The organism is Duganella sp. GW821-FHT07G03, assembly GCF_059418605.1.
The window spans coordinates 22,402-39,705 of the sequence record NZ_JBWKQE010000028.1 but is presented as its reverse complement, the minus strand read 5'-3'; the positions used below and the strand labels follow the sequence as shown (position 1 = coordinate 39,705).

At 62.6% G+C, this 17,304-nt stretch carries 14 protein-coding genes; 8 read left to right on the top strand and 6 right to left on the bottom strand.

Going from position 1 to position 17,304, the window contains the following annotated elements; all coding sequences use genetic code 11:
* Positions 1-9 precede the first annotated feature (9 nt).
* A complete protein-coding gene (locus AC07OK_RS26740; RefSeq protein ID WP_494693108.1) occupies positions 10-615 on the bottom strand; it encodes a MotA/TolQ/ExbB proton channel family protein in 606 nt (201 codons plus the stop codon).
* A gap of 1,361 nt (positions 616-1,976) precedes the next feature.
* On the opposite strand from AC07OK_RS26740, the gene xseA reads away from it, so the two are divergent.
* Positions 1,977-3,347, top strand: coding sequence for an exodeoxyribonuclease VII large subunit (xseA, locus tag AC07OK_RS26735; RefSeq protein ID WP_494693107.1), 1,371 nt, complete (start codon positions 1,977-1,979; stop codon positions 3,345-3,347).
* Here xseA and AC07OK_RS26730 read toward each other — a convergent pair.
* Positions 3,304-4,500 (bottom strand): serine hydrolase domain-containing protein, encoded by a 1,197-nt coding sequence (locus tag AC07OK_RS26730; RefSeq protein ID WP_494693106.1) that lies wholly within the window; start codon positions 4,498-4,500, stop codon positions 3,304-3,306. The genes xseA and AC07OK_RS26730 overlap by 44 nt on opposite strands.
* Positions 4,501-4,579: 79 nt before the next feature.
* Between AC07OK_RS26730 and AC07OK_RS26725 the strand changes: the two genes are divergently transcribed.
* From AC07OK_RS26725 to AC07OK_RS26705, 5 genes are read left to right on the top strand one after another with little or no spacing between them, the layout of a single operon-like run.
* Positions 4,580-6,205, top strand: a complete 1,626-nt coding sequence (locus AC07OK_RS26725) for a hypothetical protein (protein ID WP_494693105.1) — start codon at positions 4,580-4,582, stop codon at positions 6,203-6,205.
* The gene (locus AC07OK_RS26720) at positions 6,202-6,801 is read left to right on the top strand and encodes a CPBP family glutamic-type intramembrane protease (protein ID WP_494693104.1); all 600 of its coding nucleotides are present in this window, start codon (positions 6,202-6,204) and stop codon (positions 6,799-6,801) included. Before AC07OK_RS26725 ends, AC07OK_RS26720 begins: the two co-directional genes overlap by 4 nt.
* A gap of 58 nt (positions 6,802-6,859) precedes the next feature.
* A complete protein-coding gene (locus tag AC07OK_RS26715) occupies positions 6,860-7,090 on the top strand; it encodes a HigA family addiction module antitoxin (protein ID WP_494693103.1) in 231 nt (76 codons plus the stop codon).
* A 16-nt stretch (positions 7,091-7,106) separates the two neighbouring features.
* Positions 7,107-7,364, top strand: a complete 258-nt coding sequence (locus AC07OK_RS26710; RefSeq protein WP_494693102.1) for an addiction module protein — start codon at positions 7,107-7,109, stop codon at positions 7,362-7,364.
* Between the two features lie 3 nt (positions 7,365-7,367).
* Entirely contained in the window at positions 7,368-7,595 is a 228-nt protein-coding gene (locus AC07OK_RS26705) for a DUF6429 family protein (RefSeq protein WP_494693101.1), read from the top strand.
* Positions 7,596-7,634: 39 nt separating this feature from the next.
* On the opposite strand, the gene AC07OK_RS26700 is transcribed toward AC07OK_RS26705, so the two are convergent.
* The 3 genes from AC07OK_RS26700 to AC07OK_RS26690 form a co-directional block, all read right to left on the bottom strand.
* On the bottom strand, positions 7,635-9,851 hold the full coding sequence (locus tag AC07OK_RS26700; protein WP_494693100.1) for a glycoside hydrolase family 3 C-terminal domain-containing protein: 2,217 nt from the start codon (positions 9,849-9,851) through the stop codon (positions 7,635-7,637).
* 60 nt (positions 9,852-9,911) lie between these two features.
* Positions 9,912-12,563, bottom strand: a complete 2,652-nt coding sequence (locus AC07OK_RS26695) for a TonB-dependent receptor (RefSeq protein WP_494693099.1) — start codon at positions 12,561-12,563, stop codon at positions 9,912-9,914.
* A gap of 123 nt (positions 12,564-12,686) precedes the next feature.
* Positions 12,687-13,913, bottom strand: a complete 1,227-nt coding sequence (locus AC07OK_RS26690; RefSeq protein ID WP_494693098.1) for an RICIN domain-containing protein — start codon at positions 13,911-13,913, stop codon at positions 12,687-12,689.
* Between the two features lie 262 nt (positions 13,914-14,175).
* On the opposite strand from AC07OK_RS26690, the gene AC07OK_RS26685 reads away from it, so the two are divergent.
* A complete protein-coding gene (locus tag AC07OK_RS26685; RefSeq protein WP_494693097.1) occupies positions 14,176-15,042 on the top strand; it encodes an AraC family transcriptional regulator in 867 nt (288 codons plus the stop codon).
* Here the strand turns inward: AC07OK_RS26685 and AC07OK_RS26680 are convergent, their stop codons facing one another.
* Entirely contained in the window at positions 15,043-16,035 is a 993-nt protein-coding gene (locus AC07OK_RS26680; protein ID WP_494693096.1) for a glucokinase, read from the bottom strand. It lies immediately after the preceding gene.
* 233 nt (positions 16,036-16,268) lie between these two features.
* Here AC07OK_RS26680 and AC07OK_RS26675 point away from each other — a divergent pair, with 233 nt between their 5' ends.
* On the top strand, positions 16,269-17,249 hold the full coding sequence (locus tag AC07OK_RS26675) for a LacI family DNA-binding transcriptional regulator (protein ID WP_494693149.1): 981 nt from the start codon (positions 16,269-16,271) through the stop codon (positions 17,247-17,249).
* Positions 17,250-17,304 lie beyond the last annotated feature (55 nt).

Here is a 17,304-nt window from a genome sequence, read left to right as displayed (position 1 = left end):
GCGGCGTCCCTATTTGCGCTTGCAGTGCACGACATCGACAAACTTCACCGCCAGCTGTTCCATCTCGATGATGAAACTGTCCACCAATGCGCGGAAATGACGGTAGAAGACCAGCGTCGGCATCGCGATCGCCAGGCCGAAGCCGGTGTTGTACAAGGCCACCGAAATGCCGTGCGCCAGTTGCGCGGGGTTGGCGCCGGTCGCATTCTGGGCGCCGAAAATCTCGATCATGCCGACCACCGTGCCGAACAGGCCCATCAACGGCGCCAGGGTCGCGATGGTGCCCAGCGTGGTCAGGAAGCGTTCCAGTGTGTGGGCCACGCCGCTGCCGGCCTCCTCGATGGATTCCTTCATCACGTCGCGCGGTGCATCGATGTTGCGCAGCGCGGCCGACAGCACCACGCCCAGCGGCGAACTTTTCTCCAGCTTGTCGATGACGTCCGGCGTGATATTGCCGCCGCGGTAGACTTGCACCACTTCGTCGAGCAACTTTTTCGGCAGGATCTTGCTGCGTCGCAGATAGAGCAAGCGTTCGATGATCAGCGCTGTCGCGACGATCGATGCGACCAGCAACAACCAGATAGGCCAACCGGCAGCTTGTAATATGGCGAGCAAAAGTAACTCCTGTCTAGATAAACACCCCGAAGGCGCAATGTATCTTGTTGGGCCGTCCTCGGCAAGTGGTGGATGACTGCCGAACCGCCGTCCGCAAGACAGTCATCACACAACCATAAGAGTTCTGCACATTTTCTGTGGACAATTGTGTGTGCAATGCTCACCAAGCACATTCAAGCCATTGATTTTAAAGAAAATAATTTCAAAGCTTAAAAATAACGCAGTTGGCGGCCTTAGGCCCGCTTTTTGCTCAGCAAAAGTTGTGCCCAGTTATGCCCATATTCTGTTGATAAGATTGTGAGCAAGACACGCCACGACCATCCAAGTCATTGATTTCAATCAAACTTATCCCCTTGCGTAAAAATCTGGCATATGGCCATATCCATGCCCAATCCATTGCCTTTCCGCCAATTTCAGCCACCAAAAGTGGCCAACGGCTGAGGCTGGCCGAGTTCTGCACAAATAATGTGGATAAGATTGTTAGCAAGGATCCAGACTGTATACAAAGTCATTGATTCATAAGGGTATTTTCACCATGCGTAAAAAAAGCGCAGGGAAAAACCAGCCAAAATGCCGGCCAGCGGCGCCGATTCGACTGTGGACTTCTGCACACATAATGTGGATAAGATTGTGAGCAACGCCTTCCACATAGTGAAAGAGCCTTGATTTATAAGGGATTTTTTGCCATGAGTAAAAATAGTGCAGAGCTCGGTTTTTGACCGCTTTTCATAGCTAAAAGCTAGTTTCCCACCGGTCCCGCCGGGTCCGCGACCGATAATGCCTGCCTATCGCCGGAAAGCGGACACTTCTGCACATTTTGTGTGGATAAGATTGTTAGCAAGGCTGCACAGTGCAGGCAAAGTCTTTGATTTATATCGTTTTTATTGCCATGCGTAAAAATGAAGCAAGCGATTTTTTATCCCCAGCCCGGCCGGCGAGCGGCGCGCCGGCCGGGATCGCCCTTATTCATCGTCATGCGCCGCCTGGGGGCAAGTCGGGAGTTTTGCACACCTTCTGTGGATAAAAGTGTGTGTAATGCCCTGCGTCACTATCTAAGTCATTGATTTATCTCAATATACTTTCTCTGCGTAAATTTTAAGCATGACAAAATCAACAAGAAGAAAATAGCTATCGATCACAAAAGTTTCACACATCTTTTGTGGATAACTTTGTGCGTAACTGCTGGTGGCTGTGGCAAAGTGCTTGATACGTAAGGGTTTTTCCTTGTTGCACGTAAATACGGCAGAAATGTTTACCCTTTAAAATCATATACCTACCTATAATACCTACCGCTTTAGATACTCTATGACCGCTGCGTTACAAAAATAACAAAGTGTGGATAGTTTCAATTTTTGAAATCTATGAACTTCGACGACCGTACCGACACCGCCCCCGCCGCAGCCCCTGTCATCAGCGTTACCGCGCTCAACCAGGCGGTCGCGCGGCTACTGGAACGCAGCTTTCCGCTGACGTGGATCTCCGGCGAGGTGTCCAACTTCACCAAGGCCAGTTCCGGCCATTGGTATTTCACGCTCAAGGATGATGCGGCCCAGGTGCGCGCGGTGATGTTCCGCGGACGCGCCCAATATGCCGGCTTCATTCCGCGCGAAGGCGACAAGGTCGAAGTGCGGGCGCTGGTCACTTTGTACGGTGCGCGCGGCGATTACCAGATCAATGTGGAAGCCATACGCCGCGCCGGCGTCGGCTCGCTGTTTGAAGCCTTCCAGCGGCTCAAGGAAAAGCTGGATGCGGCCGGCCTGTTCCACCCGGAGCGCAAACGCGCCCTGCCGCTGTTCCCGCGCACGGTGGGCATCGTCACCAGCCCGCAGGCGGCCGCGCTGCGCGACGTGCTGACCGCGCTGAAGCGGCGCGCGCCGCACGTGAACGTGGTGCTGTATCCAACACCGGTGCAGGGCCAGGGCGCGGGCGACAAGATCGCCGCCGCCATCGATACCGCCTCGCTGCGCAACGATTGCGATGTGCTGATCGTCTGCCGTGGCGGCGGCAGCATCGAGGACCTGTGGTCCTTCAACGAGGAAGACGTGGCCTACGCCGTGGCCAACTGCCGCATGCCGGTGATCTCCGGCGTCGGCCACGAGACCGACTTCACGATCTGCGATTTCGCCGCCGACCTGCGCGCGGCAACGCCCACCGCCGCCGCCGAACTGGCCGTGACGCCGCGCGCGGACTGGATGGCGTCGCTGCGCGCCGACGTGATCGACCTGCGGCGCGCGATGCGGCGCGGCGTCGGCGAAGCGTCGCAGAACCTGGACAACTACACGCGGCGCCTGCTCAGCCCCGGCGCGCAGATCCGCCAGCAGCGCCTGAAGCTGCTGGCGCTGTCGACCGCGATGACGCACGCCAACCGCGCCCCGCTGTCACAGGTGCGCTTTCAACTGGATCGTTTGAGCGGCCGCCTCGGCGCACGCAAGCCGGATGTGACGGCGGCGCGCTCCAAGCTGTCGGACTTCCAGCATCGCGTGACGATGTGCGTCTCCACGCAACTGGCGCAGCGCCGGGATGCGCTGGCGGCCCTGTCCTCGCAGCTGGAGCTGTTGAACCCACAGCGCACGCTGGAACGCGGCTACGCCATCGTCACCGACGACCTGGGCGCCATCGTGCGCACGCCGGCGCAAATCAAAGCTCGCGGCACGCTCAACTTGCGCCTGGCCGAAGGCAGCGCGCAAATCAATGTGGAGGCAGTGCATCCGACTGACCGCAGCCCGGACTGACAACCGGCTGCGCGCGCGAGACCTGCCGGTCGTAAGGGATGTAGTTCATCCAGAACCACGGCAGGCAGGTCTGGCCGAATATATATTCCACTGCAGGAAAAAACATCCGATCGGCGTTGGAGCTGTTGCTCAACATGACGATGCCCCTTTGCGGCTGCAGGAAGCCAAGCGCGAAGTTGTTGGTGCCGTTGTCATTGCCCTCCTTGAAGAAGGCCGGTCCAAGCGGCGAGTTGTACAGCGGCCAGCCCAGGCCTATCGACAAGCCGATGCCGCGATACGCCGCCGTCTCGCCCGGCCAGTGCGACGGGAACTGCTGCGGCGAGACGATGGCCATTTGCGGCGACAGCATTTCCGCGCGCGCCCTGGCCGACAAACCATCCCCGCGCAATACGCCGGCCATTAAGCTGGCATAGTCGTCGAGCGTGGTGTCCATCGAGCCCGCCGCCCGCGCGCGACGGCGGTGCTGGTGGGCGATGGGCGCACCGTCGGCGCCGTAGTGCATGGCTTCGCGGCCGGCGAAATCGTCGCGCCACACCATGCTGGTATCGCGCATGCCGAAGCGGTCGAACACGCGCTGCCGCATCAGGGTTTGCAGCGCCGTGCCGGTGCGCTCCTCGACCACGATTTGCAGGATCTGCATGCCCTCCCCCGAGTACACATAGCGGCTGCCCGGCGGATACTTGAAATCGAGCTTGCCGTCCGGGTTGATGAAGCGCCAGTTCAGCAGGCCGCTGGTGTGGGATAGCAGCATGCGCGGCGTCAGCAAGCGCCAGCGCGGATCGTCGCGCAAGTCGGCGAAGGCAGGATAGTCGGGCAGCGGCTTGTTCAGCAAGGCCGGCAACGGCGCATCGAGCGCCAGCACCTGTTCGTCCACCAGCTGCATCACCATGTAGGCAAAGGCCGCCTTGCTCAGCGAAGCGCCGTACATGATGGTGTCCGTGCGCAGCGGCCGGGCCGCGGCCACGTCGGCGTAGCCATAGGCATGGCGATACACCACCTGCCCGTGGTCGATGACCGCAAGCGCCAAGCCCGGCACCTTGGCTGCCACCATCAGGCGCTGCATCTCGCCATCGACGGTAGGAGCGGGCTGCGGCGCGGCGGCGCAACCCGCCAACAACAGCGCGGCAAGCATGATCGGCGATGAGATCTTCATGACTGGATTGTAAGCGCAGGATGCTTGTTTCAGCGTTGCATTTATGATACTTTTATGTCCCGCTACCGCATTTTAAAAAATGAAAAATTCGCATATCTGGTTGCATCTGCTGGGCGCGATATTGCTGCCGTTCGCCGCCCACGCAGCAACGGTCGACGTCGACATCAAACTGGCCTCCGCCGACACCCTGGAAGTGAGCTTTGCGCTGCCGGAGCATTGCACCGCCCTCGCCTTTCTCAAGGATGGACGCGGCGGTCAAGAGATCCGCGCCGCATGGCAGAAGCAAAACGATTGCGCAGTGCCGGACGGCGATCTGCTGAAAAGCGCCGGCGCCTGCACCGCGCGCTTCCGCGTGCCGGCGACGATGCAAAAGATCAGCGGCTATCCCGGTTCCTTCCCCGCGCCCGGCGGCATGTACGTCCACAGCTCCAACTACGCGCTGGCCGACAGCTGCGGGCCGGTGCGCTACCGCTACCTGGCGCCGGATATCGTCATGGACGGCCAGCGCTACCGCGACACGGCAACCGCCAACGCCGCCACCGGCGGCGACACCGCCGCCATGCTGATGCTGGCGCCGCAGACATCGGCGTCGCTGGACTACTTCGATCCGCGCCTGTCTGCGGCTACCGTCGCGCAAATCCGCGAGGTGGCCGATGGCACCATCTCCTATCTGAGCAAGCAGCTGCCGCTGGCGCGCTTCACGCGGCCGGTGATTGCCGCCATCGCCGCCAGCGAACCAGGCGGCCCCAATATCGGCGGTGACGCCAGCAACATCCTGCGTCTGACTTTGTTCAATTGGCCGCAGGTGCAAGGGCCGGACGAAAAATCCAAGTTGACGCTATTGGTCTCGCACGAATTCAGCCATCGCTTCCAGCTGCGCGACGCGGTCGACGTCTATCCCGACGCGCGCCTGATCAACGAAGGCGGCGGCGAGTTCCTGCGCTGGCTGACATCGGTGCAGCAGGGTTGGCTCACGCGCCAGGAGGCGGCGGCACAACTGGACAAGGCGCTGGCCGAATGCATCCTCTACACCGATGGCAAAAGCTGGCGCGCGCTGACGCCGCGCCAGATCGGCAGCCAGCGGCTTGAATACCTGTGTGGCTTGCCGGCCTACGTCTACGGCCTGGCGGCGCGCCAGGGACCAGGCACCGCGCTGGCGCGCTTCGACCGCTTCTACCATCAGCTGCGCCAGGGCCAGGTGCCCGACTTCGCGCAGGCATTGGAATGCGGCGACACGCCGGCCTGCAAGCCGCAGGTGCTGCCGGCATTGCCGACCTCCACCGCGACCATGGAACAACAATGGAACGAAGTGCTGCCCAAGACCGGACTGGCGACGCTGCGTACGCCCAGCCAGGGCTTGCGGGACCGGATGGTACTGCGCGCCGTGGTCAAGCTGATGGTGGACGACTGCGCCGGCCGCAGCGGCACCACAGAGACGCCGGAAGGCATCATCCTCGATGGCATGACGGTCTGCAAATCGATCCACAAGGACAGCTACGCGACCAGCATCGAAGGCCATCCGGTATTCGGCGACGCCGCCACCGGCCCGGCCATGACCAGCGCCTGCCAGGCGCGGCACGAGGTGGCGTTCGGCCTGAAGGACGGCGGCAAGCTGGTAGTGCCCTGCCAGACGCCGTATCAAATGCGCACGGCGTTTTACGCCGTCGATATCGACAAAGCCCTCGACCGGCTGCTGCGCGAATGAGTCAGGCCATAAAGAAAATCGGATTACGCCGACAAATGGCCACGTGTACGCTTTTGTCCGGAGTGGCGGCGCTGATCATTTTTAGTTTTCATCAGCCGCCCTACCTCGCATCGCTGCTTGCCGGCCTGTCGGTGTATTTTCAGGTCGCAGTAGGGTTGGGAATAGGCTGTACGTACTGGGTTTGCACACAAATCGGCTACCGTTTTGCAGCCAACTCCAATGCAACGAAAAGTACCGTGGAGAGTTATAGCCGCCTGGACCTGAGCGGAAAAAATCCAATCTGGATTTCGCTGGCGGCGGGGTTCGGGGAAGAACTACTATTTCGCGGTGCGCTACAGCCGCTGGTTGGCATCTGGCTCGCGTCCGCGTTTTTTGTCATTGTTCATACGCGAGCCTACCGCTTCGACGGTTTCAACAAGCGCGTGCTGATACAGGCATGCGCCATTTTCGTTGGCAGCATGGGCTTCGGCCTGATGGCCATACACGTCGGGCTGATCGCCGCGATGATCACACATGCCTCCGTCGACATTGTTGGCTTGTATGTGATCAAAGGCGAGATACGCAAGCACCAGTCCAGCAAGATCACATTCACTTGAATTTCGTATCTACTTGGATACAATCAAGGTATGTTCACAGTAAGGCAAACACAAGAGGGTGAGCGCGGAATCTCCCCTTGGCCGCATTCTCAAGGGCACGAGTCGCATCACGCCCGAAATGGCGCTCCGCATTTTCATGGCCATTGGCCGTTCTCCCGAGAGCTGGCTCGCCATGCAAAACAACCACGATCTTTGGTTGGCTCGGCAGCGGGTTAACTCAGGTGTTAGCCGTCTCAATCCCAAGTCTCAATGCTTCGAAGTGTCAAACGGTATAGACTGTTGTTGTTAGTTTCGGAGAGATCGTCATGAATGACAAAGTGAAAGAACTCGCGCTGCGCGGCATAGCGCTATCGACCGAAGATCGTACGCGCCTCGTTGACCTCTTGCTCGAGTCACTCCACGAGTCACCTGCAAACGAGGTGGAGGCGGCTTGGGCTACTGAGATTGAGCGGCGCTTGGCCGCATACGACAGTGGAGAAATACAGAGCGTCGCAGGGGAAGATGTTTTTGCCAAAGCGCGAATCCTCGAGCTAGTTACCTCTACGTCAGCCGCAAGGAGATGAATTATGAATCTTGATCCCCAAAAAATCGATGACGCCATACTAGCGCTGCTGCAACTTGGACTCCACGACGGCGACCGGGTTTGGAAGACCTTTGATTGGGATGCTATGAATCGGCTTCATGCGAAAGGTCTCATTTCAGAGCCGGTCGGAAAAGCGAAGTCTGTCGCACTTACTGAGCATGGCATGGCCGAATCCAGCCGCTTACTGACACAACTTTTTGGGGCGGATTGATGTGCACCGACGGCGCACGCCAATCCGCACGGACCATTCTTACGGCTTGAACACTCGCGCCTCCAGTGCGACGTTGATGCTGGCCGCGCCCGCATCGGCTGCACTGCGTGCCAGCAGCACCTTGTAGCTGCCCTTGGCCACGCGCCAGCTCTTGCTGCCGCTGTCGTAGGTCGCCAGCAGGCGCGGATCAACCGTCACGCTGACTTCCCTGCTTTCGCCCGGCGCCAGTTCAACCTTGTCCCAGCCGGCCAGGCGCTTCGGCGCTTCCCACTTCGCATCCTGCGGCACCACGTACAGCTGCGGCACGTCCTTGCCCTTGACCGCGCCGGTGTTGGTCACCTTGAAACGCAGTTGCAGCTTGCCGTCCTTCTGGCTCGCGGCCAGGCCCGAATACGCGAACTGGGTGTACGACAAGCCGTGACCGAACGGGAACAAGGGCTTCAAGCCCTTCAGGTCGAACCACTTGTAGCCGATCGCAGCGCCTTCGTGATAGGTGACGGCGAAGGGAGTTTTCTCGTCCTTCGGATCGCCGTCCAACACCGGCCGTGGCAGCTGTGACGCCGACGCCGGATAGGTCGCCGGCAAGCGGCCCGACGGATTGACTTCACCAAACAGCACGCGGGCGATGGCCTCGCCTCCGCTGGTGCCGGCGTACCACGCTTGCAGCACGGCGGCGCTCTGCTCCAGCCACGGCATCAGCACCGGACCGGCAGTCTCCAGCACCACCACCGTCTTCGGATTGGCCTTGGCGACGGCGGCGATCAGCGCATCCTGATTATCCGGCAGCGACAGCGACACCGCATCGAGCGCCTCGCCGATCCACTGCTGCGCGAACACCAGTACCACGTCGGCATCGGCCGCCGCGCGGGCGGCGGCTGCGGCATCCACGCCATCGAGGTAGACCACCTTGGCGCCCGGCGCGCGCGCCTGGATCGCCTTCAACGGCGACGACGGATGGTAGACCACCGGACCGGGCCAGGTGGTCGGTGCGATGCCGGTGACGGCGCTGCCGCCGACCGGATACACCAGCGACGAGCCGCCGCCGGCCAGCACGCCCACATCCGCATGCGCGCCGATGACGACGATCTTCTTCGAGCCGGCCTTCAACGGCAACATGCTGCCAGCGTTCTTCAGCAGGACCATGCCGTCCTCGGCGTCGCTGCGGCTGACCAGCGCATGCGCGGCGAAGTCGATCGCCCCGCCCTCCGCCACCGGATGATCGACCACGCCCTTGTCAAACATGGTGCGCAGGATGCGGAACACCATATTGTCCAGGCGGGCCTGCGGTACATGGCCGTTGGCGACCGCCTCTGCCAGCTGCTTGCCGAAGTAGGCGCTCTGGTCGAACTCCCAGGCCGATTCCTGATCGAGGCCGTTGTTGGCGGCGGCCACAGTGCTGTGCACCGCACCCCAGTCGGACATCACGTAGCCCTTGAAACCCCAGTCCTGCTTCAGCACCTGGTTGAGCAGGTAATCGCTCTCGCAAGCATACGCGCCGTTCAGGCGATTGTAGGCGCACATGACGGAACCGGGATCGGACTGCTCCAGCACCAGCTGAAAGGCCAGCAGGTCCGACATGCGGTTGCTGGCGTCGTCGATGCGGCTGTCGAGAATGAAGCGGCCGGTCTCCTGGTCGTTGACGGCGAAGTGCTTCATCGTCGCGATCACGTGATTGGATTGGATGCCCTTGATCTGCTGCGCCACCATGGTGCTGGCCAGCAGCGGATCCTCACCGGCGTATTCGAAATTGCGGCCGTTGCGCGGCTCGCGCAGCAGGTTCACGCCGCCCGCCAGCATGACGTTGAAGCCGGAGGCGCGCGCCTCGGCGCCTATCATCGCGCCGCCGCTGTAGGCCAGCTTGCGGTCCCAGGTGGCCGCCGTGGCCAGGCCGGACGGCAGCGAGGTGCGTTCGCGCGGCGTCTTGCCGGCTTGGCTGGCGACACCCAGGCCGGCGTCGGTCTCGAACAACGCCGGCAGGCCCAGTCGCGGCACGCCGGCGATATAGCCCGCCGATAAAGGCAGCGCGGCCGGATTGCGTTTCTTGTCGGCGAAGTCGTTGCCGAACCAGCCCATCACCCAGCCCAGTTTTTCCTGCTGCGTCATCGCTTGCAGCGCCAGCGTCGCGCGCTGGTCGGCGCCCAGCTTGGCGTCCAGCCACGGACGGTTGGCCGGCACGGTGTCGGCGGCGTTGGCCGGCAGCGCGCCGGCAATCGCCAGCGCCAGCGCCAGCAAACGAAGATTCAAAGCAGATTTCAAAGTGTCTCCTTGTGGTCGAGGCAAACCACGGCGCCCATAAGACGCCGTGGCGCACCGCATTTAGTAGTTGATGCCGAGCCGCACGCCGACCGTGCGCGGTTCGATATAGCCGGCCTGCATCTGGCCGCCGGTCGCCGAACCGCCCCAGGTTTTGGCCCAGGTATCGCTGACGTTGCGCACATAGCCTTCCAGGTTCCACTTGTCGTCCGGGCTGATCAACTTGAGCGAGACGTCACCCTTGGCGTAGCCCTTCTGCGACAGGCCGATATGCGGGTCGTCGAAATTGAGCAGGTCAAAGTATATCTTGCTCTGGTAACGCATTCCGCCCCAGGCCACCAGCTTGTAGCCGCTGTCGAGATTGAAGTCCTGCGACAGGTTCAGGCCGAAGGTGTACTTCGGCGCGTTCGGCAGCGTGTTGCCTTCGAGGTTGCGGGCGCGGCGGCCGCGCAGGCGCGCTTCCGGTCCGCTGTACATCGCCGGGCATTGCGAGGCCGACTTGAACTCGATGCGCTCGTTGCACAGATAGCCGTCGTTGTAGGAATCGTAGTCGTGGATGGTCGGCTTGATGTAGCTGGCGAAGCCGCCCAGCTTGGCGCCGGCCCACGGTTTGTAGTCCCATTCGATTTCCACGCCGGGGATGTTGACCTTGGCCACGTTGACGGTCTGCCAGCCGTGCTGGATATCGCACGCCGGATCGGAGGTGCAAGGGCTCTTCGGTATCACCTGGGCGAAGAAGTTATCGCCGGTAATCTGCATGTCCTTGTAGCGCTGGAAGAACGCCACCACCGACAGGCCCAGGCGGTTCTGCAACAACTTGGCCTTGTAGCCCAGCTCGAAGTTGATGACCGTCTCCGGGCCGTACGGCGTGTACGTGATGTTGGGGGTCGGCCCGCTCACGCATTGCATGCCGCCGCACAGGTCGTGCTTGTCGCCGAAGCCGCCGGACTTGTAACCGGTCGAGATCGAACCATAGGCCATCTCCTGCGCGTTGATCTGCTTGCTCAGGCCCAGGCGCCAGGTGAGTTTGCGCCAGCTGTCGGCGTGGTCGTTCGGGGTCGGATCGCCGAAGCCGAGCAAGGCTTGCGGGCCGTTGTTCGGGCCCATCGCCGTAGTCAGGTCGTTGCCGTTGTGCGGACGCCAGCCGGGCGAACCGGGCACGCCGGGATTGATCAGGCCGAGGTAGTAGGCGTTCGGGAAGCCGCCGCCCCAGCTGCCGCCGCCGTAGTTCATGCCGCCCTGGTCGGACTTGCTGTCGCGGCTGAAACGGGCGCCGGCGGTGCCGGTCCAGGTCGGCGCGAAGCTCCAGTCGGCCTGCGCGAAGGCGGCCTTGGCGTCGATCTCGCGGTCGGGCTGCGCGTAGTACTGCGAGATCGGCGCGCCGTACGGGCCGTAGACCAGGTTCTCCTGCGAGAAGTTGATCTGGTTTTTCTCGTGCATCCAGAACAGGCCGGCGACGTATTTGAGCGCGCCGAAAGTCTGCTTCAACTGCAGCTCGTTGACGGTGGACTTGTAGCGCGAATCATGGGTGCGGGTGGCGCTGTCCTTGACCGGCCAGGTGCCCCAGTTGCCGCCCGACGGCAGCGGCAGGCTCGCCTCGATCTGGAACGGCAGCGGATGGAAGCCGTTGTCGTCGTCGTGCACCTGGCTGCGCTGCTGGTCGGCCCAGGCGAAGCCGTAGTCCAGCGTGGTGTTGGCGTTGACGTTCCACGTCGCTTGCGAGCGCACGGTGTTGATCGTCATGTCGGTCTTGCCCGGCACGTTGATCAGCACATCCCACTGGCCGCGCGTGCAGGCGTAGCGGGTGCCGGCGGCCTGGTCGCAATCACGCACGTTGACGTAGCCGGCGCCGTTGTTCTGGAATTTTTCCGCCGTCAGCAGCCATTCGACGTCGCGCCCGAACTTCATGCGCGCGGCCAGCCGGCCGGCCCATTCATCCTGGTTGTTGTAGGCGTGGGTGGCGTCGACCTTGGTGTTGTAGCGCTGGTCCACCAGCGGCGTGCCGGCCGGAAATACCGCGCCGAAGCCCTTGTCGCTGTAGCCGGTGAAGTCCTGCAGCTGGTTCAGGCGGCTGTCCTTCTTCACCTTCATGAAGGTGGCGCGCAAGGCCAGCCAGTCGTTGACGGCGATGTTCTGGATCATGTTGAGCTGCTTCATGTGCAGGCTGCCCATCTCGTACGAGCTGCTGCCGTAGGTGCTGCCGAATTCCGGCTTGGCCGGAATGATGTTGATGCTGCCGGCGGTGGAGTTGCGGCCGAACAGCGTGCCTTGCGGGCCGCGCAGCACTTCCACCTGCTCGAGGTCGAACATCAGCGCCTGCGCGCCCTGCGGACGCGGCGAGTACAGCCCCGCCACGTGCAGGCCGGCCGACGGGTCGCCGATCTCGGTGAAGTTGGTGGCGCTGATGCCACGGATGGTGATCTGCACCGCCGAATCATTACCCTCGCTCATCTGCACGTTGGGCAGCTCGCCGGAAATGCCCTTGAGCGTGGTGATGCCCTGGCGGGTCAGCTTGTCCTGGGTGAAGGCGGTGACGGCCAGCGGGGTTTTCAGCAGCGAGGTGGCGTAGCGGGTGGCGGTTACCTTCACTTCCGGGATGCCGTCCTTGTCGACGTCGGTGCCGACGATTTTTGGCGCGGCTGTGGCTGCGGCCGCGTCCTCGGCAAAAGCGTGTTGCGCCGTCAGGCTGAAGGCGCTGGCAATTGCCAGGCTCATTAATGTTTTCTTGGTCATCGCGTGCAAAATAAGTCTCCTGCTTTTATGGGTGTAAAAAAGCCGGCCCCTGTATCGAGGCCGGCAACTTCGCGGCGGGCGAAGCGATGAACTTGTCGCTGGTCCTTATTGGGCGATCAGCTTGAACGACTGGGCCGGTGTGCCGTTGCAGTCCCAGAGCTGCAATTGCACGCCGTTGGAGGTGGAGGCGGCCGGCACATCCAGGCACTTGCCGCTGGCGCGGCCGACGAATTTGTAATAGCCGTCGCCCTGGTCCACCGCCTGCCATTGCTGGTTGCTGCCGCCGCCGTAGGTCCACAGCTGGACCGGCGAACCGTTGGCCGTGCCCCAGCCGGCCACGTCCCACGCCAGCGCCGGCGCCTGCTGGGTGCTGACGCGGTAGTTGCCGCTGTCGGTGGGCGTGAACTGCCACTGCTGGTTGGCGGCGCCGCGGCTGTCGCAAGCCCATTGCTGGACCGCCGCGCCGTTGCTGGTCGAGTAGCCGGCGTCGTCGACGCAGGAGCCGCTGTTCTTGTTGACCACGCTGTACCACTTGCTGGGGTCGATGCCCTTGACCGGGTCGGTGTGGAACTGCACGTCGAAGGCGCTGCTGGTGAAGCCGGCGCCGTTGCGCCAGATCTCGGTGCCCGCTTCGACGTCCAACAGGTACCAGTTGTTGTTGACCACGTTGCGGCCGACCGAGTCGCGGAAGAACGGCACCAGGTCGAAATTGACTTCGTTCACCGGCGAGGTGGCGACGTAGGAAATGATGTTCCAGCCCGGCCAGCCGCCCGGATTTTTCCAGTCGACCCACACGTCCCAGTTCATGCCGTTGAGGTTGACGTTGCCGGTCTTGCTGCCGGCAGGTTGCGCCGGGCCGTTGTGGTTAATCCAGATCATGATCTCGGCGCCGTCCGGCTGGCCGCTGGCCGGCGCGGTCGGGCCGGACGAGAACCAGATGTCGTAAGCCACGTCCCAGTTGCCGGCCGCGCCGGGCGCGATGCGCCAGCGGGTCGGCGCGTAGGTCAGCGCCTTCGCTTGCAGCGGCAGGCCGCTGTCCTTGGTGCACGAGCCCCAGTGGCAGCCCTTGTAGATGGCCGGGTACGAGGCCGGCGTGCTGTCCGGCGACGACGGCGCGCTGCTCAAGCTCCATTCGCCGGTGTCGGGATTGACGTTGATGCACTGCGAACCGCTGGCCTTGTCGTTCCAGAAGTTGGTGATGACGGTGTAGGTGTCGCCCAGCACCGGATACGAGGCGTAACGCTCGCAGCTCGATGCGGCCATGCCGGGTGCGCTGTAGGCGAGCGTGATGGCTGCCGCGAGCGTCAATTTGGAAAACGTGGTGTATGCCATTTGCTTAGTCTCCATCATATTTTTGTAAGAGATCTCCCTGTATGTAATGCCAAACAACAACATTGCATACGGATAAAGCATAGTCAGATTGCCCGCCCTCCACCCGTTCAAAGTTGCGCAGCGTGGGGAGTGTCTTTTCAACCACAGCACATGTAACGGTGCTGGTCTTGCAAGAAAGAGATGACTATGATGGAAACGTTTCACTCATCTTTTTATATTAGCAGCATTTGTCATTTATCAACTAGCAGGACGGAACAAGTTTATGCATATGCCCTCCCCCACGTCCCGGCCGCTGGAGTACCGACTGAATCAGGTGCTGGACTACATCGATGGGCATCTGGGCCAGAACCTGAATCTCGACTGCCTGGCCGGGCTAGCCCATTTGTCGCGCTACCATTTCCTGCGCCGCTTCCAGCAGTGGAGCGCCGAGGCGCCGCACGCCTACGTGCGCCGGCGCCGGCTGGAGACCGGGGCCTCGCAGCTGCTGTATTCGTCCGATTCGATCGCCGCCGTCGCGCAGAATTGCGGCTTCGACACCGCCGACGGCTTCGCCCGCGCCTTCCGCCAGTACTTCGGCCTGTCGCCGTCGCGCTGGCGCGATGAGCGGCGCGACATGGCCGCCGCCAGCAGCCAGGGGCCGGTGGCAGGCCAGAACGGGCCGGTGCGCATCGTCCGCCTGCCGACCGCGCGCGTGGCCTACACGCGCCACTTCGGCCCCTACGACGAGGACAGCGCGGCGCAATGGTCGCAGCTCGATACCTGGTGCCGCGAGCATGGGCTGCCGCCCTCGCCGCGCTACGGCATGGGGCTGGACGATCCCGATATCACCGCGCCGGAAAGGTGCCGTTACGACGTTTGCGTGGAAGTGCCTGACGGCTTTGTGGCGCCGGCCGGCATGCCGATCAAGACCATCGCTGGCGGCGCGTATGCGGTGCTGCGGTTCATCGGTCCGCGTGTGCTGAGCAAGGACGCCTGGCACCGGCTGCTGCGCGACGGCGTGCTGTATGGCCGCTACAAGGCCGCAGCCCTCCCCTGCTTCGAACGCTATGAACCGGATCGGCTCGACGCCTGCGTGGAGGCGCAGGATTGCGAGCTATGCCTGCCGCTCGAGCCGCAGAGGGATTTGTGATCAACCGGCCGACAGCATGGCCGACATGCCGATCAGCGTGGGATATTGTTCGGTGATGACGAAGGTGGGGATGTGCGACAGGTAGTCCGAGAAGCGGCCCTTCTGCTCGAAGCGCGCGCGGAAGCCGGAGCGTTCGAAGAACTCGCTCATCTGCGGCACGACGCGGCCGCCGATGTAGATGCCGCCCTTGGCGCCCAGCGTCAACGCGACGTTGCCTGCCACGGTGCCGAGCATGTCGCAGAAGGCGTCCAGCGTTTCCTCGCACACGGGGCACAGGCGATGCAGGCCGCGCTCCATGATCTGCGCGGTGTTCAGGTCCTGCGGTTCGACGCGGGCCCGTTCGGCCAGCGCGCGGTACACCAGCGCGATGCCGATGCCCGACACCAGCCGCTCGCTCGACACGTGCTCGTGGTAGCGGCGCGCATAGCGCAGGATATCGATCTCGCGTTCGTTCATCGGCGCGAAGGTGCTGTGGCCTCCCTCGCTGTCGATGGCGATCCAGCGGTCGCCGGCCGGCACCAGGCCGGATACGCCCAGTCCCGCGTCCGCGCCCACCAGGCCGATGGTGGCGCCGCTGCGCGCGACGCCGCCGCCGATCTGGCGCTTGTGGTCCGGCGCCAGGTAGGGCAAGGCGCTGGCCAGGGCGGTGAAGTCGTTCACCACCACCAGCGATTTCAAACTGAATTGCGAACACACCGCCTCGATCGAGAACGACCAGTGGTGATTGGTCATCGTCACCCAGTCGCCGTCGATGGGATTGGCGATGGCGATGCCGGCGAAACGCGCCTGGTAACCGCCCGCCGCCACCGTGGCCGTCTGCGACAGATAGGCCACCAGCGCCGCGCCCAGCGTCGGATAGGCCGCGCAATCGGTCACCCAGATCGCCTCGATGCGGTTGGGGGCCGTCTCCAGGCCAAAGCTGGCGCTGGTGCCGCCGATGTCGGCCAGCAGGCGCGGGCCGTTAGCGAGGTGCGAAAAAGCGTCGCGTTTCATGGTCTCTTCCTTGTTTTTGCCGGCGGCTTGATTATATGCCACACTGCTTATGAAAACGTTTTCAAGCGCCGTTTTCATTAAATACCGTACGCGGATGAAAGTCAATGCGGGATCGTGGATGGAATTGGCGGAAAGCCGCAAGATTTATGGTAATCTTCCGGCGAAAAGGTTTTCAGATAAGAACAGGACACACCTTGGCAGACACCCCCCACACCTCCGGCCCATCGACCCTGATGGATGTTGCACGCCAGGCGGGAGTATCGCCCAGCACCGTGTCGCGCATCCTCAACGGCACCGCCAAGGTGTCGGACGACAAGCGCCTGGCCGTGCTGGCCGCCATCGACAAGATGAACTTCGCGCCCAACCAGATGGCGCAGGGCCTGAAAAAAGGCCGCTCGATGACCATCGGCATCGTGGTGCAGGACATCTCCTCCCCCTTCTTCGACGAAACGCTGCGCGGCGTCGACGACGGCTTGAAAGGCACCGGCTACGCCTCGGTGATCGTCAGCGGCCACTGGAACGCGGAAGAGGAAGCGGACCGCATGCGCCTGCTGCTGGCGCGCAAGGTCGACGGCATCATCCTGCTGTCGGGGCGCATGTCGGACCAGGCCGTGCTGGGCTTTTCCAGCCAGCGCCCCATCGTCTCCACCGGCCGCGCGCTGCAGACCCGCAGCGCCCTGGGCTTCAAGCTGGACAACGAATCGGGCGCCTACCTGGCGGTCCACCACCTGATCGAGCTGGGCCACCGCAAGATCGCCTTCATCTCCGGTCCGGCCAACAACATCGACGCCGCCGAGCGCCTGGCCGGCTACACCCGCGCGCTGAGCGAGGCCAACATCGAGCTGGATGCCAAGCTGATCGTCGAGGGCAACTACCACGAGTCCAGCGGCATGCTGGCCATGAACCGCCTGTTCGACACGCACCAGCAATTTACCGCCGTCTTCGCCGCCAACGACCTGAGCGCGTATGGCGCGCGGCTGGCGCTGTACCGCAAGGGCATCCGCGTGCCGGACGACATCTCGCTGGTCGGCTTCGATGATTTGCCCGGATCCTCATATACCACGCCGCCTCTAACGACTATACGCCAGCCCTTGTATGACATCGGCCGCATCGCCACCCAGGCGCTGCTGCGCATCATCAACGGCGAGGAAGCACGGGGCGAAGTGCCGCCGCTGGAGCTGATCGTGCGCGAAACCACGCGGCGCGTACGCTGACCGCAGTAGCCACACGGAAAACTGGTGTTTTCTGCAGCGAAGCCCCAACCGCTTT